The organism is Parahalioglobus pacificus, assembly GCF_014652275.1.
GTDB classification, from domain to species: domain Bacteria; phylum Pseudomonadota; class Gammaproteobacteria; order Pseudomonadales; family Halieaceae; genus Parahalioglobus; species Parahalioglobus pacificus.
In genome coordinates this window covers 255,553-278,334 of sequence record NZ_BMYM01000002.1, presented here as the reverse complement: position 1 = coordinate 278,334, position 22,782 = coordinate 255,553, and the positions used below count along the sequence as shown (strand labels likewise).

The window sequence follows — 22,782 nt, the reverse complement described above, 5'->3', positions numbered from 1 at the left end:
GTGAGCCGCGAAATGTCACAAAGCGATAAGCACCGAACACTGGTCATCGGCCCCGCATGGGTCGGTGACATGGTGATGTCCCATTCCCTCTATCAACTGCTCGCGCAACGTAACCCGGAAGGCAGTATTGATGTGATGGCACCGGCTTGGAGCCAGCCGCTGCTGGAGCGGATGCCTGAAGTTCGCCAGGGCCTGACGCTGCCGCTGGCGCACGGTGAACTGGGACTGGGTGTGCGCCGCAAAATGGGGCACGCACTGCGCGGCGACTATGATCAAGCCATTCTCTTGCCCAACTCGCTGAAGTCTGCGCTGCTGCCCTGGTTTGCCGGTATTCCCCTGCGCACCGGGTGGCGCGGGGAGATGCGTTTTGGGTTGCTCAATGATATTCGCCTGCTGGATGAGCAGGCGCTGCCACTGATGGTGCAGCGTTTCGTTGCCCTGGGCCAGCCTGAGGGTGCGGCTTTGCCCGATCCGCTGCCGGCACCGCGCTTGACAGTGCAAGCGGAGAACGCCGGCCGTGCCGCCGAGGCATTTAACATCGCTGATGATCAACCCCTGCTGGCGCTGTGCCCGGGTGCCGAGTTTGGCGGTGCCAAGCGCTGGCCGGCATCGCACTACGCGGAGCTCGGGAAACACTATCAGCGCGCCGGCTGGCAGGTCGTTCTATTTGGCTCTGCCAACGATAGCGCGGTTACCACTGAAATAGCGGGCGCATTAGACGCTGGCACCGTGCATAACCTCGCTGGTAAAACAGCGCTCTCGCAAGCCATAGACCTACTTAGCCTAGCAGATGCAGTGGTCAGTAATGACTCCGGGCTGATGCACATTGCCGCGGCACTGGCGCGCCCCCTGTTGGTGCTTTACGGCGCGACCTCCCCGGGCTTTACACCGCCGCTTAGCACGAACGCGGCCCTGCTGGTCAGCGACATTGACTGCGCCCCCTGTTTCCAACGGGAGTGCCCACTGGGCCACCATCGCTGTATGCGCGAGTTGAGCCCGGCCGCGGCCATCGCACAGCTGGACGAGCTGCTCAGTCGCGAGGCCTCGACGTGAGAGTGTTGATCGTGAAAATGTCGTCACTGGGCGATGTCATCCACACCCTGCCTGCGCTCACCGATGCTGTTTCTGCCAGACCTGACCTTCGTTTTGACTGGGCGGTGGAAGAGGCCTTCGCAGAAGTGCCCGCCTGGCATCCTGCGGTAGAGCGGGTTATCCCCATCGCTCTGCGTCGCTGGCGTAAGCAACCGCTAAAGACTCTGTCCGGCACAGAGTGGCGGCGCTTCAGGCACGAGCTGGGGCTTGCGCATTATGACCGGGTGATTGATGCCCAGGGTTTGTTGAAGAGCGCTTTCGTATCGCGTCTGGCGGACGCGCCCGTGTTTGGTTTGGACAAGCACAGTGCGCGGGAAGGCGCTGCGGCGATGGCTTATCAGCACCGTTTGTCCGTACCCCGAGAAATGCACGCGGTGGAGCGCACCCGCCAATTGTTCGCCAAGTCGCTGGATTATCCGGTACCTGGGAACGTTGGCGATTACGGGGTGCGGGATGCCATGCCCGGGACCAGCGAAGCCAGTCAGCCTGGGCTGCTTTTCTTTCACGGCACGGCTAGAAAGGAAAAACTGTGGCCGCAGTCTTACTGGGTGGAACTGGCGCGCCTGGCGGAGACCAAAGCGCTGAAAGTATGGCTGCCCTGGGGCAGCGATAAGGAACGCGAACGGGCACAAGCCATCGCTGAGCAGTCGGCGAATGCGCAAGTGTTGCCGCGACTGGACCTCCGGGGGATTGCCAATTTGCTGCTGGAGGTGCGTGCAGCGGTGGCGGTGGACACCGGCCTGGGTCATCTTGCTGCAGCCCTGGATGTACCGGCGGTGTCCCTCTACGGTCCAACGCGCACAGCGCTAATCGGCAGCTATGGCCGTCATCAATCTCATATGGTGTCACCACTGGCGGGCGACAATGCAGCAGCTGCAGATGCACAAATGGCCGCGATACAGCCGGAGGCGGTGTGGGCAAAGTTGCTCACCCTGCTATCAGAGGCCTAAGCCATGCAGCTGGCCCTGCTGCTCTACAAGTATTTTCCTTACGGCGGAATGCAGCGCGACTTTCGTCGCTTTGTGGAAGCGTTGCAAAAGCGTGGCCATGATTGCCGCATTTACTGCATCGATTGGCAGGGTGAGTCGCTGCCGGATACGGAGCTGCGCTTAGTGCCCGCGCGCGCCCTGACGCGGCATACACGCAACCAGCGATTTCACGCCTGGGTAAAACAGGACATTACTGCGAGCCCTATCGATGGGGTCGTGGGATTCAATAAGATGCCCGGCCTGGACGTGTATTACGCGGCGGACGGCTGTTATGCCGATATCGCCGCTACCCAGCGCTCATCGCTGTACCGTCTGACGCCGCGCTATAAACACTTTTCCTCCTATGAGCAGGCGGTATTTGGCCAGGGTAGCAACACAGAGATTCTGCTGATTTCAGAAACCGAGAAGGTGAAGTTTCAGCACTACTACCATACGCCCGAGTCACGCCTTCACATGCTGCCGCCGGGCATCGATCGTGATCGATGTCGGTCAGAGAACGCCGCAGCGCGGCGTGAGGCCGCGCGTGCACAACTGGATATTGCGTCTGGCGAGCTGGTCTTTTTGTTCGTGGGCTCGGGCTTTCGTAAAAAGGGCCTGGATCGGGCAATTACCGCCTTAGCCGCTTTGCTCGCGCGCCGGGAAGACCTGACGGCCCGCTTGCTGATCGCCGGACAGGACAAAGAACGGCGCTTCCGGCAGTTGGCCAAACAGCAAGGTGTTGCAGATCAGGTACACTTTCTCGGCGGTCGGGATGATATCCCCGAGTTGCTGCTGGCGGCAGATGCGCTGGTGCACCCGGCACTGGATGAGGCCGCAGGTATTGTCTTACTAGAGGCTTTGGTGGCCGGATTGCCAGTGATAGTGACCGATGTTTGCGGCTACGCCCATCACATTGCCACGCCAGGAGCTGGCGTAGTGTTGGACAGCCCCTTCGAGCCTGCGATGCTCACCACGGCTATGGACCGCATGAGTGACGGCTACTTCCGCCATCAGTGCCGTGAGCGCGGCCTGGCCTACGCTGAGCGCACCGACCTGTGGTCTATGCATGCCACGGGTGCCGCATTGATTGAGGGTTTCCTGAAAAAGTCTGCGCAGGTGCCGCATGAGTGACGTTTACATCAGGGAAGACATGGCCGTGCAGTTGGCGCAGCAGCCCCTGCTGCAATGGGCTATTGATACCGCCGATGCGGCAGCTTCGAAGGATATCTATCGCAGTCGGGAAGGACGTAAAACACTGCGTTTCGCCTTGGGCGAGAAGGCGTTCTTTCTCAAGTTGCACCGCGGCATTGGGTGGGGCGAAATCCTGAAGAACCTGCTGCAGTTCCGCCTGCCTGTTACCAGCGCGCGCAATGAGTATGTGGCCGTACGGCGATTGGAGCGCATCGGCGTGCCCACCCTCAGTATCGCCGCCTACGGTTCCTGGGGCCGCAACCCGGCCATTCGTGACTCCCTACTGGTTACCGATGAACTGACACACACCGTGAGTTTGGAAGACTATTGCGCGGACTGGGCGGCTAGCCCGCCGCCGCCTGCGCTGCGGCAAAAACTTGTGGCTATGCTGGCCCAGACCAGTCGAAGTATGCATGCAGCCGGCATCAACCACAGGGACTATTACCTATGTCACTTCCACCTGGACCTAGAATCGCTAGCAACGACGCCACGCGCGCACGTGATCGATCTGCATCGCGCCCAGTGCCGCGATGTTGTCCCTAAGCGTTGGTTGATTAAAGACCTGGCGGGACTGTACTTCTCCGCCATGGACTGTGGATTGACACTGCGTGACGTACTGCGCTTCCTGAAGCACTACGAGGTAAGCGGCCTGCACACTGCGTTTGGCGAAAGAAGCGGGTTTTGGATGACCGTGAGCGCGAAGGCGCAGCAACTGTATCGACGCGAGCACGGGCGCGAGCCTCCTTTGCCGCGGGTACTGCTAGAGGCCGGGAGCTCTGAGTCATGAGCGGCGCCTTCCGGCCACTGCGCGGCGGTGCGCGCGCTACGGAGATTGCTGGCGAGCTGAGAGCAGCGATGCCGGCGGGCACCGATGCTGCAACAAATAAGGTATCTAGTGTGCGCGCTGCCTTGGACAGCATGGGCCAGTGCGTTAAGGACGACCCTTTCAGCGCGGTTTTCCTGGCTGAGTTGCGTGGTCGCCCCTGCTACTGCAAGTTGTTTATCGCCAAGTCTCCTGTCCAAAGCCTGTTGTTTCGGCTGGTGCGAGGGCGCGCCCTGCGCTCCTATGACAGCGCCGAGTCGCTGCGCGCGCTGGGTGTGCAAGTGGCAGAGCCGCTGGCATGCCTGGGCTTTAATGGCGGCGTCCTGCTGGTGACAGAGGCCTTGCCCGGAGACGATATTAAAGCGCTGTGGATGCAGCGACCCGATACTGTGCGATGGGATCGGGTGATGAATGCCTGTGGCAGCGCGCTGGCTGAACTGCATGACACGGGCTATACCCATGGAGACACAAAGTGGAGCAACTGGGTATGGGGTGATGGCCGTCTGACGCTAGTAGATCTGGACGCCATTCGTCACAGCGCACAACGTTCACGACGGGGACGGGATCTGGCGAGATTTATACTCAATGCCGAAGAAATGGGTTTGCCCAGAGCAGACTTCGAGCACTTTCTCGATGCCTATACTGACATCAGCGGGATCAGTCGCGATGCGGTGGAAGCGATGGCACTGGCACCCCTGAGGCGCCTGAGGAAGAAGCATAGAAAACGCTATGGTCAGCGTGGCCATACACTGATGGGGTAAGACATGACGAACAATACGGTGCAAACTGGCCTGTCTGTTGTTCCGGCCGAGAGCAGGCTTCATGACCAGGTGTACTACCGCCATTGGGCGCTGGAGAGCCCGGTCGCCGTAATTCTGCTGGCCCATGGGCTGGGGGAGCACTCGGGACGCTATCAGGGCTTTGCCGAGTTCATGGCTGCGAGGCGCATTGCCGTTGTTGCGCCTGATCATGTGGGCCACGGTGAATCACCGGGTGCGCGTGTCTACTGTGACAGCTGTGATGACTTTATGACGCCACTGGACACGCTGCGCGACCTCATCGATGAATGGTATCCCGGCCAGCCCTGTTTTCTTGTGGGTCACAGTATGGGCGGGCTTATCGGCGCCTACTACTTGTTAAAGCACCAGGGAGAGTTTGCCGGAGCGGCACTCTCCGGTGCCGCGCTACAGGCCAGCGACCCGCCGTCGCCGGTGATGTTATGGATTGCCCGGCTGTTGTCGCGGGTTTGGCCCACCGTGGGTCTGCTGGCACTTGATGCCACCCAGATCAGCCGCGATGCCGCGGTTGTGCGGCGTTATCGCGACGACCCCCTTGTGCATAACGGGAAGGTGAGTGCGCGATTGGTGACTGAGCTGTTTACCATGATGGACACGGTGGCTGCACAGCGTGAACACATTACGCTGCCGTTGCTGGTAATGCATGGCGCCGCCGATGCCATGACAGCACCCGAGGGTTCTGAGGTATTTCATCAGGCGATCGCCTCAGAAGATAAGTCCCTGCGTATTTATCCAGAGCTGTACCATGAGATATTCAACGAGCCGGAAAGAGAAACCGTGCTCGAAGAGCTCAGCAGCTGGATACTTCAGCGCGTACCACCCTCGGATTAATGCCCTAGCGGAACTGGTATTCCAGCGTCTCGATGTCCTCGGCGTAGGCCTTTGCCACCGCCTGAACAGAAGCCTCGCTGTAGTAATCGCGAAAATCACGGCTGCGGCTACTGTTGATGTGGGGCAGGTTTGTCTGGGTGCCTAGGCGCTGGGCAACCGTCGCAAAGTCTTGCTCCAGATTCTCAAAGCGCCCAATGAAATCCATAGATATTCGACCAAACTTGTCTTTGAGGAAGGCGCACTGTGGGGTGAACAAGGCATAGCGCTGCACGTTCTCGGCCGTGATCCACTGTTTTGCAAAATCATCGAAGGACTCAAAGCTCGCGACGAAGCGCGACCATTCCTGATCTTCGTCGCTTGCCGCTGAGCCGCCTTGCAGCAAGTACGTATAGGCAGATACCGCCCTGTCCCAGGGATTGCGCACGAAGGTGAACTTGAAATACCGGTCGAACTTCTCCGGGTCCAAAAGCTGGTACCAGTCTGCCGGTGCATGTTCTACGGATTTCACATCGAAGAGTCCGCGCACAATGCTGCGCCCGGCACTTTTGGGAATATGTATGAACAATGCCTTGTGCTGGTCGAAGCAGGGTTGGTAACCGGCTCGGCCTTTGAGAATGCGCTCGATGTGCCGCTGCTTGTAGTGGGGCGCCAGATCGAGAATGGCGGCCCGCTCGCGCACAGGCATCAATCGCCAAAGTAGCCCCGTGATGTTCATTGCGATGTGACCAACTTTCCTTTGGCGGCCAGGCGACGCATTGCCCAGGCAAAGGACTCCCGTGCCAACACATTGGCTTCTGTCTCTGAAAGCTCGCGCATTTGCCGCCGCCAGGCCTGAAAGAACACCCACCGCTCGCTGCGACTCAGCTCCTGCGGCGTATGCATATTAAGCTGCATAAGGTTGCGGGCAACGAACTTGCCTGGCGCCACCTTATGGCGAGAATTGCGTTCATTGTCGATGTAGGCGAAGTGGAAACGCCCACCGCGATAATCCGCCAGCACATTGCCTGTTCGCATATCGCCGTGCACGAAGCCCGTGTGGTGTAGACGGCCCACGGCCTGTCCTAGATCAGATAACAGCTGGCGACGTTTCTTGAATAGCGATGGGTCGCCGGGGGGGAGCTGCCGGCGTAACCAGTCGTCCACTCCATGACCTGGCACCGCGGTACTGATCAGGTACTCGGCCCCGCTGCCCAGCGCGCCCCAGGCAATGTTCTGCGGAGCCTTGAAGCCGGCCAGGCGTAGTTCGTCGTTGTGAATACGTGCGCGTGTTGCGCGACTACCCCGCAGTGTCGCCTTCACAGACTCCAGTGGGCTGCGAGGCAGGAATTCCTTGTAAAACAGGCGTTGCTCGGCGTTATGGGCCACTCTGGCAAAGCCGGAGCTGTTCACCAGTTCCCAACCGTCAGGTAGCTGCCGATCAGCCAACTGCGCGGCCACTGTGGGCCAGTCGCGGGGGTTTGAATTTTGGTTGGGGAGGGCACTCGCGGTCATAGCGCTATTGTACGCTGGCGCGGTTGGCTGCGTCTGCAAGTGTTGCAGTGTTAGGGTGAACCCAGTCGCAAAATACGCAAACTGCGGTCTCGCTGACCGTCAAATACCGCGACCTCTTCACGCCCCTGATCAACCGCAAACGCCTGCCAGGCGGTGAGCTCGGCTGCCTTTACCTCCATCACCAGGTAGTCGGCGTCCTGGTAGAGCTCTGGCCTACGTAACAGCTCGGCCACTCTGAAATCATGCGCGCTGTAATGTGACCAGTCGTACTGACGTCCGCTGAAATAGGCGATGTACATTTCATTACTGGCGATAGTCGCATCGGCCGGCGTGTGATCCTGTACCCAGGCGTTGGCATCGCGAATGAATGACTTTCGGTATTTATTGTTGTGCAGCGTATCCAGGCTTTGTCCAATCAGCACCACGGCGATGAGCACGCGCCAGCCTTTACCCTTTGATGTTTGCCACCAGGCACTGAGCATAAAAGCCAGGTGCAGGACGATAAACAGGGTGAGTACGCTGCTGTATCGCTCGAGCACGAATCGGTTGCTGAACATAAAGATAAGCAGGTACGCCGATGCTACCGCCAGGTGCACCCAGAGAATTCCCCGGTCGGTACGATTTATGCGCTGCTGCAAGCCGTTGGCGATGCCCCACAGCCACAGCGCGATCAGTGGCCAGCTGACGGCACGACAGATATTGAGTAGCAACACCGCCAGCAGGCCTGCGTAAACCGCCACATCGGCGTCTTCTTGCGCCGTGAAGACCAAAAGCGCTTTGCCGGTAGCTGCCTGCACTTCCTCAAGACGCGCAGGGAACGCCTGTATCTGGTTAATGTAAAAGGCGATCGCCGGAAACAAGGGCTGCCCGTTATTGGTGGCGGTGAATAGCGCTGCGCCTGCCAGTGCTGCCAGCAGGATTGGCAAGAGCAACGCGGCGCCATGACGCCAGCTGCGCGGGTGTGCACTGATCAGGGCAACGGCGATGGGCGCTGCCAGTGCGATGAACAAGCCCTCAAATCGGAACACCGAGGCCGCCAGAATGCTGATGACCCAGCCTGTCCCGTGTCGCCAACCTGGGGAGCGAACATACAGCAGCAGCTCACGTAGCGAAAGCATCAACAGCGACCAGTAGGCCGGGTCGCGCATGATGGCACTGCGATAGTCATTTAGAACAGGCTGGCTGAGAATCAAAATCGCAGCAAACCACTGGGTGCGTCTATCGCCGCCCATGATGGCCACTGTCGATACACAGGCCCAGGTCAACAGGGCATAGAAAGCGCTGGTCAGTATGTGGCCACACCACAGCAGCGGGATGCCCGTGAGCTTGTGTAGGAAAGCGATGGAGACTGACAATATGGGGCGGCCAAACAGCGCCTGACTGGCCAACAGTCCATCTTGCAGGTAGGCGTCTGCTGCGCGCAGATATAAAATGGCGTCCCGATTGACGACCGGGTCTATCGCAATCAGCCAGATAGACAGCCCAACGCTGACGGCAACCAAAAGCCGCCAGTCAAGCGCGAGTGTGTAGCTGGGTGTGGTGGAGTTGCCTGGGTGCACGTCAGATGGGCCTTGTTTGGCGATAGTCTAGCGATGTCACCGTCACTAGGCTACTGCGACTGGGCCACTGCGACTGGGTATCGTTAAACGCGATCGCACGGAAAGAGGTTAGATTTTGACACACACTGTTCTCGTCTCTGGCGCCGGGGGACAATTGGGCTGGGAATTGCTGCGCACAGTGCCCGGAGATGTGCAGGTTATCGGTCTTAGCCGCGCTGAGTTAGATATCACTGACGCCAATGCGGTCAACGATTGCCTGGCCAGGCACAAGCCAGCGGTTTGGGTGAATGCAGCCGCCTACACCGCGGTTGATAAAGCCGAATCGGAGGTCGACGCGGCGATGGCCGCTAATGCCGTCGCGCCCGGAGTGATCGCTGCAGCCTGTGCGCACCATGGCGCCCGGCTGATACACGTTTCCACAGATTTTGTGTTCGACGGGTCGGCCAGCCGGCCTTATTCCCCCGATGACGCTACCGGGCCGCTAGGGGTTTACGGGCAATCCAAGCTGGAGGGTGAACGGGCGGTCTTAGTAGCTCTTCCTGAGGCCACCATCTTTCGCACGGGTTGGGTGTACTCCGCCCACGGCGGTAATTTCGTCAAAACCATGTTGCGGTTGATGGCCGAGCGGGACGCCTTATCAGTGGTGGACGATCAGGTGGGAACACCCACTTGGGCTAATGGCCTGGCGCATGCAGTGTGGGCAGCCGCGAAGGCGCCCCACGCTACCGGCATTTTTCACTGGAGTGACGCCGGTGTCTGCAGCTGGTATGACTTCGCTGTGGCCATTGAAGAGGAGGCGAGGGCGCTTGCGTTGCTGGGTAGCCCAACCACTGTGGCACCGATCTCCGCTGCAGACTATCCTACGCCCGCGTCGCGGCCGGCTTATAGCGTGCTGGACAAACACAGGGTACGCAGCTTGCTACAACTCCCGGCGCAACATTGGCGTTCTCAGCTGCGCGCCATGCTCAATGAATTAAAGGAACTCAATAATGCCTAGGTCCCTACTGGTCACCGGCGGTGCCGGCTTTATCGGTGCAAACTTCGTGCACTACTGGGCACGCCAGTACCCCGAGGACGTCGTTGTTGCTTACGATGCGCTGACCTATGCGGGCAACCGGGAGAACTTGGCCTCGCTCGCAGGCAATGAACAGGTGCACTTCGTGCATGCCAATATTTGCGATCAGTCGAGTGTGGAAAAGGCCATGCGCGAATTTGCGGTGGATACCTTGGTGCACTTTGCGGCGGAAAGCCATGTGGACCGTTCCATTACCGGGCCCGATGCGTTTATAGAAACCAATGTTGTGGGTACGCATGCGTTGCTGAAGGCAGCACGCGCACAGTGGTTAGATGGCAGCGGACGTGATCACCGTTTTCATCATGTTTCCACCGATGAAGTCTACGGTTCACTCAGCCCCGAGGCACCGGGATTTTATGAAGAGCAGAAGTACGAGCCGAACTCGCCATACTCCGCGAGTAAGGCGGCGTCTGATCATCTGGTGCGTGCCTACCACCACACCTATGGCCTACAAGTGACCACCAGCAACTGTTCTAACAATTATGGGCCATTCCACTTCCCTGAAAAACTGATCCCATTGTGCATTACCAACATTCTCCGCGGACGTGCATTACCGGTGTACGGTGATGGCTCTAACATCCGAGATTGGCTGTACGTAGAGGATCATTGTCGGGGTATCGAAAAGGTGTTGCTGGGCGGAACCCTGGGTGACACCTACAACATAGGTGGCAATAACGAGTGGAACAACCTGGCGATCGTGCGGTTGCTGTGCGAGCAGTTGGATGCCCTGTTCGCTGCAGATGCCACTTTGGCGCAGCGCTATCCCGACGCGCCACAGGCCAGTGGCCGCTCTGCCAGTGAGCTGATTACCTTTGTTGAGGATCGCGCGGGCCACGATTGGCGTTACGCCATCGACGCTAGCAAGATCTCTGGCGAATTGGGTTACGCGCCCGTTGAGACGTTTGAAACCGGCATCGCCAAGACCCTCAGTTGGTATTTGGACAACGAGAGCTGGTGGACGCCATTGCTACAAGATTAACCCCCGGGGTGTCCGCTAAAGCATAGGCAGATACTGATTAGCGGTCCGCCAAGGGCCAGCTATGGTCGCCAGCAGCTGCATCGCAGCCAGCGAAGGCACACCTAAGCAAATTTGGGCGCTTGGTCCCAGGCCAAACCCTCTTTATCTTTTCCTGACAGTGCGGGTTCCCCAATTCCAGTCAGTGGCCAGTCTATGCCCACGGTGGGGTCGTTCCACGCCAGGCTAACCTCGCTGGACGGGTCATAAAGGTCCGTGCACTTGTACTGAAAATCAGCAAATGGCGTCAGCACCAGAAAGCCGTGGGCGAAACCTGGCGGCACCCACAGCATCTTGTGATCGGTGGCATCCAGAGTAGTGCCGAACCACTGGCCGAAGCTGGGTGATGACTGTCGCAGGTCGATGGCGACATCGAACACGGCACCAGAGGTCACACGTACCAGTTTCCCCTGGGTGTGCTCAGTCTGGTAGTGCAGGCCGCGCAGTATGCCCTGACTGGAGCGACTGTGGTTGTCCTGAACGAAGTTAAGGTCCAGACCCAGTTCGCGAAATGTGTTTTCGTTCCAGCTCTCCAGAAAGAACCCGCGCTCGTCGCCGAACACCCTGGGCGTTAGTAGGCAAACGCCCTCCAGCGGCGTGTCTTCACGTTTCATCGAACACGGCTCCGTCTTCGCGCAGCAGGCTATTCAAGTAGAGGCCATAGCCGCTTTTCTCCAGCGGCGCCGCCAGGGCCTGAAGTTGTTCCGCGTCGATGTAACCCATGCGAAATGCCACTTCCTCGGGGCAGGCTACCTTGAGCCCTTGTCGCTCCTCGACCACGCGGATGAAGTTTGCGGCATCCAACAGGGAGTTGTGGGTGCCGGTATCCAGCCAGGCCGTGCCGCGGCTCATCACCTCCACCTGTAGATCACCTCGTTCCAGATAGACCTTGTTCACGTCGGTGATTTCCAGCTCGCCGCGGTGAGAAGGTTTGATGCTCTTGGCGATATCCACCACATCGTTGTCATAGAAGTACAGACCCGTCACAGCGTAATGTGAACGTGGTTTCGCGGGTTTCTCCTCGATATCGCGGGCGATGCCGTCGCCGTCAAACTCAACCACGCCATAGCGCTCGGGGTCCTGCACGTAATAAGCGAATACCGAGGCGCCGCTATCGCGGCTTGCGGCGTTGCGTAGCTTCTTGGTGAAGCCGCCGCCGTAGAAAATGTTGTCACCCAGAACGAGACTGGCGGGCGAGCTGCCAATAAAGGATTCGCCGAGAATAAACGCCTGAGCGAGGCCATCCGGGCTAGGCTGCACCGTGTACTGGATGTTCACGCCCCACTGGCTCCCGTCGCCCAGAAGATCGGCGAAGGCGGCCTGATCGCGAGGGGTGGTAATAATGAGGATATCGCGAATGCCGCCGAGCATCAGCGTGGCCAGTGGGTAGTAGACCATGGGCTTGTCATAGACGGGCATCAGCTGCTTACTCACGGTGCTGGTCAGCGGATGCAGCCGCGTGCCCGACCCGCCCGCGAGAATAATGCCCTTGTAGTTGGTTGCGCTCATAGGTCTCTCCAGTTCAGCCGGCGATTATACGGGGGGCGTGGGCCAGTGCCTATGACCCCGCTAACGGGGTGGAATTTTGATCAATCATTGCTAGAATCTGGCCCCTTTCGCCGGGCTATTACCCCCGCGGTAATGCCGGTCCTCTGAAAACCCCACAGTGAACCCGACAGGAGGCTGCTATCAGGCAACCCGATACAACGCAGCGCGACCTCGATACGCAGACGCTCGATTCTGCTCTGGCGGTGGTGTCTGGCGACTCGCCCGCGCCCGCAAAGCCGTTGCGCATTGCCTTGCTTGGCTATCGTAGCCAGCCGCACGGCGGTGGCCAGGGCGTGTATTTGAGGTATCTGAGTAAGGCGCTGGTAGATGCCGGGCATTCTGTGGATGTGATATCGGGTCCGCCCTATCCTCACCTTGACCCCAGGGTGCGCCTGATTGAGTTGCCCAGTCTGGATCTGTTCGAGAACGGGCTTGATTCGCTGCGTCCGCATCACCTGCGCTCCATGAGCAATGTGATTGAATGGACCAGCAAGCTCACGGGTGGTTTTGCAGAGCCCTACACATTTGGCCGCCGCGCGGTGAAGTACCTGCGCGAGCACCGCGATGAGTACGATCTGGTGCACGACAACCAGAGCCTGAGCTACGGCATGCTGAAGCTGCAGGCCATGGGAATACCGTTGGTGACAACCGTGCACCACCCAATCACCAGCGACTTGCGCATCGCCCTGGCGGCTGCCCGACACGGCTGGGAACGGGTATTGATTCGCCGTTGGCACTCCTTTCTGCACATGCAAAAGCGTGTGGTTAAACAGTTACATCACGTGGTGACGGTGTCTGACTGCTCCCGTCAGGATATTGCCCGGGATTTCGGCCTTCAGCCTGCGGGTATCGATCTTGTCTATAACGGCATCGATACCGAGGTGTTCAGGCCGTTACCGGAGGTTCAGCGCAAACCCCTCCGCTTAATGGCAACCGCGTCTGCCGATGCGCCCCTGAAAGGCCTGCGCTACCTGCTCCTGGCCTATGCAGATCTACTGAAACGCTACCCTGAACTGGAGCTACTGCTGGTGAGCAAACCCCAGCCAGGCGGCAAGACCGAGCAGTTGATAGGGCGCCTTGGTTTGAAGGACAAAATTCAGTTCGTGAGCAATATCAGTACTGAACAGATGGTGGCTTACTATGCCGAAGCCACGGTTGCTGTTGTGCCCTCTATTTACGAAGGCTTTGGATTGCCAGCGGGCGAGGCCATGGCCTGTAGCGTCCCGGTAGTGAGTACCAACGGCGGTGCGCTGCCAGAGGTGGTTGGCGACGCCGGTGTTTTGGTACCCGCTAAAGATGCTTCTGCCTTGGCCGGCGCTATTGGTGCTTTACTGGAAGATCCCCAGCGACGTGAAATGCTGGGCGCTGCCGGGCGCGACCGTATTCTGGAAAAGTTTAGCTGGACCGTCTGCGCCCGCGAGATGGCCGCCTATTACCGCCGAGTGTTGTCCGATGCAGACCGTTGAATTTGATCAGTTCCCGCTGATGCCGGGAGACAGGGTTCTGGATCTGGGCTGCGGTGAAGGACGCCATGTCATAGCCACGTATGTCGCCCAGGAAGTGGAAGCGGTGGGTGTCGATCTCTCTCACACTGATTTGATGGCCGCGCAATCCAAGTTTGACGACTTTATTGACCTTGAGGCCACGCAGGGCGAGCGCAGCTTTGTTCTCGCTGCTGCCAACGCGTTGCAACTGCCCTTTGCCGATGCCAGTTTCGACAAGGTCATTTGCAGTGAGGTGTTGGAGCACATTCCCGATTATCGCGGAGCACTGGCGGAGATTCGTCGGGTGCTCAAACCGGGCGGTTTGTTTTGTGCCTCAGTGCCGCGGCGTTGGCCGGAGAAAATTTGCTGGGCCCTGAGCGATGCTTATCACCAGGTGCCCGGCGGGCATCTCCGCATCTTCAAGGCCGCCGAGCTGCAAAAAGAAATTGAAAGCTTGGGCTTCCAGTTTTATCACCGTCACTGGGCGCACGCGCTGCACGCGCCGTTCTGGTGGCTGAAATGTCTGTTCTGGGACACCCAGGACAGCAACTGGCTGATCCGTCAGTATCACCGCCTACTGGTGTGGGACCTGATGGATAAGCCGGCATTTACACGTGTTCTTGAGCGCTGCCTCAACCCCGTGGTGGGTAAAAGCGTTGTGCTGTATTTCCGCAAGGAGGCAGCTGCATGAGCGGCCTGTACCTGAGCCCCGGCTTATTCCCTACCGAGTTTCTGAAACCGACTGTCGACTTTATCCTGGCGGTCCAACAGCCGTCGGGCGAGATTCCCTGGTTTGAGGGCGGCTACACCGACCCCTGGGACCATGTTGAAGCGGCGATGGGACTGTCTATCGGTGGCGAGTGGGAAGCGGCCGAGCGTGCCTACGATTGGCTGGCGCGTTGTCAGCTGGAAGACGGGAGTTGGTGGGCTGCCTACCGTGGCGATGTCATCGATAACCGCGAGCGCCGCGAAACCAATTTTGTCGCTTACGTTGCCGTGGGTGTTTGGCATCACTATCTCGTGAGCAAAAACACGGAGTTTCTGAGGCGGCTTTGGCCAACCGTGGAACGCGCGATTGGCTTTGTGCTGCGCCTTCAATCCGAACACGGCGAGATCGACTGGGCGGTGGATGAGCAGGGCAATGCCAAGGGCGATGCCCTGATGACGGGCTGCAGTTCGATCTACAAGAGCCTTGAGTGTGCGCACAATATTGCGGTGACTTTGGGCGAGGTGCGCCCCGACTGGCTGTCGGCGCGTGAACGGCTGGGCGTGGCACTGCGCCAGAAGCCCGAGCGCTTCGATCGCACCTGGGAAAGTAAAAGCCGCTACTCCATGGATTGGTTTTACCCTGTGCTTACGGGTGTAATTCGCGGCGCCGATGCCCGCGCACGGTTGGCTGCGCGCTTCGATGAGTTTGTGCTGGAGGGCGTGGGTTGTCGCTGCGTCGTTGAGGAACCCTGGTATACCGTGGCTGAATCCTGCGAACTGGTGATGGCCTTACTGGCGGCGGGTGACCACGCCCGCGCTGTTGAGGTGTACAGCTGGCTACATCAGTGGCGCGCAGAAGATGGTTCCTACTGGACCGGTTACCAAATGGTTGAAGACCTGCTTTGGCCAGACGAAAAGCCGACTTGGACGGCAGGTGCCATACTGATGGCAGCCGATGCCTTGACCGGGCATACCGCCGCTGCAAATCTGTTTACTGATGTTTCCTTACTGGCTGTGGACGGTGGTGCATCTGCCTCACCGGAGCGCCGCCGGGCCGACTAAGGCCGGCTTGCCCCGCGAGCCTTACAACCGGCGCAGTATGCCGAGGCTTCGTACCCGGGCCACTTCTTCAAACAACCCTGAATCTCGGGCCATTTGGTAAACGGCCCAGGGTGCCTGCCCCCCTTCATGGGCATCCGGGTAGACGTCGTGAATGGTTAGTATTCCTCCGCGAACCACATGCATCGCCCAGCAGCGATAGTCCTCTAATGCTGCCGCGAGACTGTGCCCGCCATCAATGAACACCATCCCGAGCGGGGTTTGCCAGTGTCGCGCTGCGAGCGCAGAGCCGGCAACAACGGGGACGACGGTGTCATCCAGCCCGGCTTTTCGGATATTGCGGCGAAACTCCCGAAAGGTATCAACACCGTCTGTGCTGTCATCGTACAGATCGGGGTCGTGGAATATTTCGCCGGGCTGGTGCTCCTCCGAGCCGCGATGATGGTCCAGTGCGAAGACAGTGCTGCCCTGATCCTTGGCCGCAAGCCCAAGGTAGATAGTGGATTTGCCACAATAGCTGCCCACTTCCAGCACGGGGCCCAGTGGCAGGCTCTCGCCGGCATAGTGATAGAGGGCCTGAGCCTCATCTTCGGCGAGGAAGCCCTTGATGGTGTCGATATCAGCGGGTAGACCCGGGATCATGCTGTGTTCCTGTGATGGCAATGATTGGCGCCTGCGTAGCCCTGAGGCGTATACAGCGCTCTCACTCAGAGGCTGGGCAAGGTAGCGTCTTTACCCCGTAGCAGCAAGAGCGTGTCGGGCTGCGTGTTATCATCGCGCGACGATGAAATCTCTCATTGAGGATGGATTACCGTGAAACTGGGCATGCCCCGCTTTGATCAAGCCAGAGTGCTGGTACTCGGCGACATTATGCTGGACCGCTATTGGCAAGGCGACGCTTCGCGCATATCGCCGGAGGCGCCTGTGCCGGTAGTGCGCGTTGAGCAGATTAACGACCGCCCTGGCGGTGCCGGTAATGTGGCGCTCAATATTGCGGCACTTGGCTGCGGTTCAACCCTGCTCGGCTATACCGGTGACGATGAGATGGCGGATGCCCTGCAAGCAACGCTGACAGGCGCAGGCGTTGAATGCAGTTTCGAGCGTGTGCCTGAGTCGCCCACGATTACCAAGCTGCGTGTGATCAGCCGACATCAACAGCTGATTCGGCTGGATTTTGAAGAACAGAGCATGGCGGTGAATGCTCCCAACCTGATGCCTGCGCTGGAGAAGCACTTGGGGAGCTGTGGCGCGCTGATTCTCTCCGACTATGCGAAGGGCACTCTGGCCGATCCGCAACCGTTGATCGCCGCGGCTAAAGCTGCCGGCGTTCCGGTGTTAGTAGACCCGAAGGGTGCCGACTTTGATCGCTATCGTGGCGCGACCTTGCTCACACCGAACCTCAGCGAGTTTGAAGCGATTGTTGGCCACTGCGAAAACGAGCAAGTGTTGGTGGAGCGCGGAAAAGCACTGATGCATTCGCTGGATCTGAAAGCTTTGCTGGTTACCCGGGGTGAGCATGGTATGACCCTGCTGCGGCCCGATGCTGACGAGTTGCACCTGCCTGCCCGGGCGCGAGAAGTGTTTGATGTCACCGGTGCCGGTGACACAGTGATTGCTGTGCTTGCCGCCAGTCTGGCGGGCGGTGCAGCCATGGCCGATGCCGTTGCCCTGGCGAATCTTGCCGCCAGTATTGTGGTGGCGAAACTGGGAACGGCGGCGATTAGCGCGCCGGAGCTGCGCCGCGCTGTGCAGGCCGAGCAGGGCACAGAGCGGGGTGCTATGTCGCGTGAACAGCTTGCTATCGCCATTGCCGATGCCCGCAGCCACGGCGAGAAGGTGGTTTTTACCAACGGCTGCTTTGACATTATTCATGCCGGGCATGTGACCTACCTTGAACAGGCTCGTAAGTTAGGTGACCGTTTAGTGGTTGCGGTTAACGACGATGACTCTGTGCGCAGGCTCAAAGGCGATGGACGCCCCGTGAATCCTATTGATCGGCGCGTGGCAGTACTGGCGGGGCTGGAAGCCGTGGATTGGGTGGTAAGCTTTGACGAAGATACGCCGCGCTCACTGCTTGAAACTCTTCATCCCGACATCCTGGTTAAAGGCGGTGACTACGGTGACAAGCGCGATGTGGTTGGTTGGGAAATCGTCGAGAGTTACGGTGGTCAGGTGCAGGTTCTGTCGCTGGTAGAAAACGTGTCGACCACGTCCATTCTCAATCGTATGCAGAATAACGGCGACAGTTAGTCCTTCTCTTTGATTTTCCTATTATGCCGCGCTCAGTTGCCCACTGCGCGTCGGGCCGCTGCCACATTGCGTTCCAAATTTGCCGGTGTGATGGTGCCCACTACCGCCGCCGTTGTGGCGGGGTGATCCAGCGCGAAGGCCATCGCGGTTTCCACCGGGTCGGCATTGTCGCCTAGTTGGTTCAAGTGACCACTTGCCAGTGCTTTTTTGATCAATACGCCGGTACCCGTATCAGCGCAGGCATCCAGCAGTGGCGCTTGATCAGTCTCTACTGGGTTGTAGGTGATCATCATAAGGTCGCAGTCAGGCAGTGCGGCCAGCCCGCCGTCGACGGTTTTACCGGACAAGCCCAGTGCCTTTAGCTTGCCTTCCTTTTTTAACTCCGCCAGTGCCTGCAGCGTGCCATGTTGTTCCACGATGGCCAGGTCGTTGCCGTCGGAATGCACCAGAACGATATCTAGACACTCCACCTTCAGCCTTTGCAGGCTGCGCTCAACCGAAAAGCGCACGTGCTCCGGGCTAAAGTGGTAGCTGGATTGACCGTCGGTAAACTCCTCGCCCACCTTAGTGCAGAGAATCCAATGATCGCGATCGTCTTTGAGCAGCCCGCCCAGCCGTTCTTCGCTGGTACCGTAGGCGGGCGCCGTATCCAGCAAATTGATCCCCAGGTCCCGCGCGCGTGTCAGTAGTGCGCGGGCGCTGCGATCATCCGGGAGCTCAAAACCACTGGGGTACTTTACGCCTGTGTTGCGCCCGAGTTTCACAGTCCCGAGCCCCAATGCGCTCACGGTAAGCCCGGTGTTGCCCATAGACCGCATCCAGCTCATGGAAACAGAGTATCCCAGCAGGCTTCAGCTACGGTTGGGCGACCCAGCGGCTGCAACGGTGACAAATCCACCGGCGCGCCGGGCTGTATGCCTTTCTCAGAGAGTGCATTGCTGATGGCATCACCCAAGTCGGGGCTGAGGCTGAGCTTTGTGGGCCAGGCAGTCAGCGCATTGCTCACGGCATCCACCTCGCCTAAGTAGGCGCTGTCTGGTCGACGCAATGCGGACTGCTTGGGTTCGGCCCTGTCCAGTCTGATGGTCTGCCACTCCATCTTTCCAAAAGGCACCCAGGGCAGCAGGGTAGCTAACTCCGTCTTGGCTAACTCAATCAGGCGATCGGGTGCGGTGTCTGTGTTCTCCGTGGCAAGGTCTCCGCCCAAGTACCAGACAGGTTCCCCATGGCGAGTAGTGTGGCTGGATACGGTGAGTCGGGGTGATGGGTTGGTGCCGGTGCAATGCGCGTAAAACGGCTCAGCATACTCGTGCTTGACCAGAACCTGCTGCAGCGGCCGTCGCTGCATCTGCGGTGTTTCCGCCCCCAGCTGCTGAAGCAGCGCCTCGTTACCCACGCCGGCGGTCAATACCAGTTGGCGCGGCACAATGTCCGTTTTCGGCGTGCTGATAAGGGCATGGCCCTGCTCGGTGCGCAAGCTGCAGTGCTGCCAATCAATATTGAAGATCGCATCGGCGCAGTTGCGAGCAAGCGTTTCTATGACCGAGGGCGTGTCCATGACCAGATCAACCAGCCGGTAGACTTGGCCCTTAAAGGCGTCATCGCGCAGTGGCGCAGGAAACTCAGGCCGTTGCAGTTTCTGCACCCTGCCTCGCAACATTTTGCTGGCAAAGAACGATGTCATGCGCGATTGCAGGCTGCCGGCAGACCACAGGTAAAAGTCGTCGCTCAGGACCTTGGCGCCGCGCAGATCCACGGGTCCATTGCCAGCCAGGCAAGCGCGCCAGGCTGCAGGCATTGCCGATATGGTTTCCGAGCCACCGCTCAGGGCACCGCCCAGCGCGTACTTGATGCCGCCATGGATCATGCCCTGAGACGCGATAGTCTGATGACTGCCCAACGCCTCTTGTTCAAACAGGGCAGCACTGTAGCCAAGACCCCGTAACTGATTGAGCGTCCACAGGCCGGCAATGCCGCCGCCAATGATGGCGATGTCGAGTTGCAGCTGTTGTTTACTCATTCGGGCCGTGTGCGTAAAAGCGCAAGTATAGCTCGATTGCTATTGCCGGGCGTGGTGCTTGGCAGCGTACGGGCGCGCGCGTATTCTGAATTACCTATTTGACCGCAGTCTTTGGACAGCTTGATGCGCCTTGTATACAGCGCCATTTTTTATCTCGCCCTGCCGTTTATCCTGCTGCGCATGCTGTGGCGCTCACGACTGGCGCCTGCTTACAGGCACAGACTGTCGGAGCGCTTCGGGTTTGTGCATTCCGCTGGGCTGGGCTCCGGCGCGCCCGTTATCTGGGTGCATGCCGTGTCCGTGGGCGAAACAATTGCCGCGGCACCTGTTATCGAAACACTGCTTGCGCGCTACCCGGAGCACCGACTGGTTGTTACCACCACAACACCCACCGGTTCAGACCGAGTCAAGGCGCTGTTTGGCGAACGGGTATTTCACTGCTATGCGCCCTGGGATCTTCCCGGAGCAACGTCGCGGTTTATCGCGGCTGTGAAACCTGAGCTGTTGGTGATTATGGAAACGGAGCTGTGGCCGAATCTGTTGCATCACTGTGCACGCTCGGGATGTCCTGTAGTACTGGCAAATGCGCGATTGTCAGAGCGCTCTGCGCGTGGGTATGCGCGCATTGCCAGCCTGACCAGACCCATGCTGCAACATCTGCACACCGTAGCCTGCCAGTCCGCTCCCGACGGCGAGCGCTTTATCACGTTGGGCCTGCCGGCTGATCGCCTTCAGGTTACCGGGAGCATCAAATTTGATCTGGGTCTCAGCCAGGGGCTCATCGATGAGGCCCGCGCGCTGGATGCTGAACTGAACGGCGATCAGCGCACTGTGGTCGTTGCCGCAAGTACCCATCCGGGCGAGGATGAGCAGTTGCTGGAGGCATTTCAGCACCTTAAAGCGACGGTGGACTCCGCCTTGCTGGTTCTAGTCCCGCGTCATCCGGAGCGTTTTAAAGCCGTGTATGAAATGGCTGTGCGCGCCGGCTGGCAGGTGAGGAGACGGTCAGTGGGCGGATTGGTAGAGCTGGCCGATGACGTGTTGATTGGTGACACCATGGGCGAGTTGCTGATCCTTCTGGGCGCAGCTGATATCGCAGTGATGGGCGGTAGTCTGGTAGAGCATGGGGGCCACAATGTGCTGGAGCCTGCAGTCTGGGGTGTGCCCGTGATCACAGGCCCTCACATGTTCAATTTCGAGGAGATCAGCCAGCTGCTGATGGCTGCCGGCGCTATGGAGATGATGGATGATCCCGCCAAGCTGACGGAGACGCTGGTATCGCTGGCACTGGACCCGCAGCGTCGCGCCACTATGGGCGATGCGGGAAGACGCGTTGTCGACCAAAACCGTGGTGCAAAGGAGCGTTTGGTGGGGGTATTGGCGGCGGTATACCCGCCGCCGGAGGATGCCGCTTAGGTACCGCTGCTTTCTCCTTCGGAGCTCGTAGGCGGTGGTGGTGTAATCAGGAAGTTGTCCAGGTTGTACACGTCCTGAGGGCTGAGCAAGCCTGCGTTCTCTTTTAGCTGCAGCAGGTTGACGATGTAATCGTAGCGGCTGTTGGCGTAGTCGCGCTCGGCGGCGAATAGCGTGTTCTGTGCGTTCAGCACGTCCACGACGTTACGCGTACCCACTTCATAACCGGCCTGTGTGGCATCAAGTGCACTCTTGGAGGAGACAATGCTTTGTTTGCGTGCGGCAACACGCGCGACATCGCTCATGACGGTCATATGGCGGGACCGGGCTTCAGTGACCGTGGTGCGTGACAGGTTGATGCGTTGCTCCCGCGCGGCGTTGAATTCCTGAGCGGCCCTGCGACGGTTAGCCGAAATCGCGCCACCGGTGTACAGCGGCAAATCCACATTGATGGTCCAGGTGTTTAACTCCTGATCCTGATCGGGAGGAACGTCGAACTCTGTAGCCGGCTCACGGGTCAGTGTGCCCTCGGTGTGAAAGTCGGAGTAGGCATAGCTACCGCTGACAGTAGGTGCGTGCTCCATCTTGCGCGCCTTGGCTTGCTGCCGTGCGGCTTCCTCGGCAAAGCGAGCCGCAGATAGCGTGAAGTTGTTCTCCAGCGCGAACTCAACCCACTCGGAACGGTCTGCCGGCTGCGGTGGAAGGATCTTGAAGTCTTCCTTTAGCACGTTAAGGTCGCCGTGGCTCTTGCCGGTAAGAATCGACAGACGCTCAAGCGCAACTGCCACGTTGTTCTCGTCCACGATACGATTCACTTGGGACAAATCATAGGCAGCCTGCGCCTCATAAACGTCAGTGATCGCGATAAGGCCTACTTCGAAGCGTTGCTGGGTTTGTTCCAGCTGTCGCTCGAAGGCGCGCTCCTGTGCTTTGGAAGCGGCAAGATTGTCCTGTGCACGAAGCACTGCCAGGTAGGTTTCAACGGTGCGGACAATCAGGTTCTGTTGATTGGCGGCGAATGTAGCCTCCGCCTGCTTAGTGAACTCCTTGCCCGATTGGAAGGTAAACCATGCCGGCAGGTTAAACAGCGCCTGTTGCACTTGTACCTGATAACCGTCGGTGTCCAGATCGGTATTGGTGAAAGTGTCGATCGGAACGAAGCCCTGGTCCGGATCCAGCTCGATACTCTCGCCGTTGGTGTCTGTGTCGCGATTGCTGTAGCTGTAGTTCGCGGCGACCTGAGGTAACAGAGCCGATAGCCCAAGGTTCTCCTGCTCGAGGTTGGCCCGGTACTGCGCTTCTTCAGCTTTTAGCTGGGCGTCGTTATCGAGCGCCAGCTCGTAAATATCACGCAGAGACTCCGCGTGCAGCGGAGCAGCAATAATTGAAAGTGTCAGCGCAATGAGCGCGGCACTGGTTTGCTTCATTTGATATCCCCTTGATGGATCGGGCTGCAGC

The 22,782-nt window shown here is 59.1% G+C and carries 22 protein-coding genes; 13 read left to right on the top strand and 9 right to left on the bottom strand.

Going from position 1 to position 22,782, the window contains the following annotated elements; all coding sequences use genetic code 11:
• The first annotated feature begins 12 nt into the window (after positions 1–12).
• Genes waaF through IE089_RS10010 form a run of 6 tightly spaced genes read left to right on the top strand, consistent with a single transcriptional unit; the run spans position 13 to position 5,702 of the window.
• Positions 13–1,053: a lipopolysaccharide heptosyltransferase II gene (gene waaF, locus IE089_RS10035; RefSeq protein WP_189477684.1), complete on the top strand. Its 1,041-nt coding sequence runs from the start codon at positions 13–15 to the stop codon at positions 1,051–1,053.
• Between the two features lie 11 nt (positions 1,054–1,064).
• Positions 1,065–2,042 carry a lipopolysaccharide heptosyltransferase I gene (gene waaC / locus IE089_RS10030; RefSeq protein ID WP_268247998.1) on the top strand — a complete coding sequence of 326 codons (978 nt, stop codon included), beginning with the start codon at positions 1,065–1,067 and terminating at the stop codon, positions 2,040–2,042.
• Positions 2,043–2,045: 3 nt separating this feature from the next.
• Positions 2,046–3,191, top strand: coding sequence for a glycosyltransferase family 4 protein (locus IE089_RS10025; RefSeq protein ID WP_189477682.1), 1,146 nt, complete (start codon positions 2,046–2,048; stop codon positions 3,189–3,191).
• Positions 3,184–4,038 carry a lipopolysaccharide core heptose(I) kinase RfaP gene (gene rfaP / locus IE089_RS10020; RefSeq protein WP_189477681.1) on the top strand — a complete coding sequence of 285 codons (855 nt, stop codon included), beginning with the start codon at positions 3,184–3,186 and terminating at the stop codon, positions 4,036–4,038. The genes IE089_RS10025 and rfaP overlap by 8 nt, the downstream gene beginning before the upstream one ends.
• Positions 4,035–4,835, top strand: a complete 801-nt coding sequence (locus IE089_RS10015; protein ID WP_189477680.1) for a lipopolysaccharide kinase InaA family protein — start codon at positions 4,035–4,037, stop codon at positions 4,833–4,835. Before rfaP ends, IE089_RS10015 begins: the two co-directional genes overlap by 4 nt.
• Positions 4,836–4,838: 3 nt before the next feature.
• Positions 4,839–5,702, top strand: a complete 864-nt coding sequence (locus tag IE089_RS10010; RefSeq protein WP_189477679.1) for an alpha/beta hydrolase — start codon at positions 4,839–4,841, stop codon at positions 5,700–5,702.
• 4 nt (positions 5,703–5,706) lie between these two features.
• Here the strand turns inward: IE089_RS10010 and IE089_RS10005 are convergent, their stop codons facing one another.
• The 3 genes from IE089_RS10005 to IE089_RS09995 are packed head-to-tail and all read right to left on the bottom strand — an operon-like array spanning position 5,707 to position 8,752.
• Entirely contained in the window at positions 5,707–6,417 is a 711-nt protein-coding gene (locus tag IE089_RS10005; RefSeq protein ID WP_189477678.1) for a sulfotransferase family 2 domain-containing protein, read from the bottom strand.
• The gene (locus tag IE089_RS10000) at positions 6,414–7,193 is read right to left on the bottom strand and encodes a lipopolysaccharide kinase InaA family protein (protein ID WP_189477677.1); all 780 of its coding nucleotides are present in this window, start codon (positions 7,191–7,193) and stop codon (positions 6,414–6,416) included. The genes IE089_RS10005 and IE089_RS10000 overlap by 4 nt, the downstream gene beginning before the upstream one ends.
• A gap of 50 nt (positions 7,194–7,243) precedes the next feature.
• Complete coding sequence (locus tag IE089_RS09995; protein ID WP_189477676.1) at positions 7,244–8,752, bottom strand: hypothetical protein; 1,509 nt, start codon at positions 8,750–8,752, stop codon at positions 7,244–7,246.
• A 115-nt stretch (positions 8,753–8,867) separates the two neighbouring features.
• Here IE089_RS09995 and rfbD point away from each other — a divergent pair, with 115 nt between their 5' ends.
• A complete protein-coding gene (rfbD, locus tag IE089_RS09990) occupies positions 8,868–9,749 on the top strand; it encodes a dTDP-4-dehydrorhamnose reductase (RefSeq protein ID WP_189477675.1) in 882 nt (293 codons plus the stop codon).
• Positions 9,742–10,806: a dTDP-glucose 4,6-dehydratase gene (gene rfbB, locus IE089_RS09985; RefSeq protein ID WP_189477674.1), complete on the top strand. Its 1,065-nt coding sequence runs from the start codon at positions 9,742–9,744 to the stop codon at positions 10,804–10,806. Before rfbD ends, rfbB begins: the two co-directional genes overlap by 8 nt.
• A 101-nt stretch (positions 10,807–10,907) precedes the next feature.
• On the opposite strand, the gene rfbC is transcribed toward rfbB, so the two are convergent.
• Entirely contained in the window at positions 10,908–11,456 is a 549-nt protein-coding gene (rfbC, locus tag IE089_RS09980) for a dTDP-4-dehydrorhamnose 3,5-epimerase (RefSeq protein ID WP_189477673.1), read from the bottom strand.
• Entirely contained in the window at positions 11,446–12,351 is a 906-nt protein-coding gene (rfbA, locus tag IE089_RS09975; protein WP_189477672.1) for a glucose-1-phosphate thymidylyltransferase RfbA, read from the bottom strand. The genes rfbC and rfbA overlap by 11 nt, the downstream gene beginning before the upstream one ends.
• 278 nt (positions 12,352–12,629) lie before the next feature.
• Here rfbA and IE089_RS09970 point away from each other — a divergent pair, with 278 nt between their 5' ends.
• Genes IE089_RS09970 through IE089_RS09960 form a run of 3 tightly spaced genes read left to right on the top strand, consistent with a single transcriptional unit; the run spans position 12,630 to position 15,644 of the window.
• Entirely contained in the window at positions 12,630–13,856 is a 1,227-nt protein-coding gene (locus IE089_RS09970) for a glycosyltransferase family 4 protein (RefSeq protein ID WP_229802705.1), read from the top strand.
• Positions 13,843–14,565 (top strand): class I SAM-dependent methyltransferase, encoded by a 723-nt coding sequence (locus IE089_RS09965; protein WP_189477671.1) that lies wholly within the window; start codon positions 13,843–13,845, stop codon positions 14,563–14,565. Before IE089_RS09970 ends, IE089_RS09965 begins: the two co-directional genes overlap by 14 nt.
• On the top strand, positions 14,562–15,644 hold the full coding sequence (locus IE089_RS09960) for a prenyltransferase/squalene oxidase repeat-containing protein (RefSeq protein WP_189477670.1): 1,083 nt from the start codon (positions 14,562–14,564) through the stop codon (positions 15,642–15,644). Before IE089_RS09965 ends, IE089_RS09960 begins: the two co-directional genes overlap by 4 nt.
• 21 nt (positions 15,645–15,665) lie before the next feature.
• Here IE089_RS09960 and IE089_RS09955 read toward each other — a convergent pair whose 3' ends face one another.
• Positions 15,666–16,283 carry a class I SAM-dependent methyltransferase gene (locus IE089_RS09955; RefSeq protein ID WP_189477669.1) on the bottom strand — a complete coding sequence of 206 codons (618 nt, stop codon included), beginning with the start codon at positions 16,281–16,283 and terminating at the stop codon, positions 15,666–15,668.
• Between the two features lie 171 nt (positions 16,284–16,454).
• Between IE089_RS09955 and hldE the strand changes: the two genes are divergently transcribed.
• Positions 16,455–17,891: a bifunctional D-glycero-beta-D-manno-heptose-7-phosphate kinase/D-glycero-beta-D-manno-heptose 1-phosphate adenylyltransferase HldE gene (gene hldE, locus IE089_RS09950; protein ID WP_189477668.1), complete on the top strand. Its 1,437-nt coding sequence runs from the start codon at positions 16,455–16,457 to the stop codon at positions 17,889–17,891.
• 32 nt (positions 17,892–17,923) lie between these two features.
• Here hldE and IE089_RS09945 read toward each other — a convergent pair whose 3' ends face one another.
• A complete protein-coding gene (locus IE089_RS09945; RefSeq protein WP_189477667.1) occupies positions 17,924–18,718 on the bottom strand; it encodes an aldo/keto reductase in 795 nt (264 codons plus the stop codon).
• Positions 18,715–19,911: an FAD-dependent oxidoreductase gene (locus IE089_RS09940; RefSeq protein WP_189477666.1), complete on the bottom strand. Its 1,197-nt coding sequence runs from the start codon at positions 19,909–19,911 to the stop codon at positions 18,715–18,717. The genes IE089_RS09945 and IE089_RS09940 overlap by 4 nt, the downstream gene beginning before the upstream one ends.
• Positions 19,912–20,034: 123 nt before the next feature.
• On the opposite strand from IE089_RS09940, the gene waaA reads away from it, so the two are divergent.
• A complete protein-coding gene (gene waaA / locus IE089_RS09935; protein WP_308428836.1) occupies positions 20,035–21,327 on the top strand; it encodes a lipid IV(A) 3-deoxy-D-manno-octulosonic acid transferase in 1,293 nt (430 codons plus the stop codon).
• On the opposite strand, the gene IE089_RS09930 is transcribed toward waaA, so the two are convergent.
• Positions 21,324–22,751, bottom strand: coding sequence for a TolC family outer membrane protein (locus IE089_RS09930; RefSeq protein WP_189477664.1), 1,428 nt, complete (start codon positions 22,749–22,751; stop codon positions 21,324–21,326). The two genes, waaA and IE089_RS09930, sit on opposite strands and share 4 nt — an antisense overlap.
• Positions 22,752–22,782 lie beyond the last annotated feature (31 nt).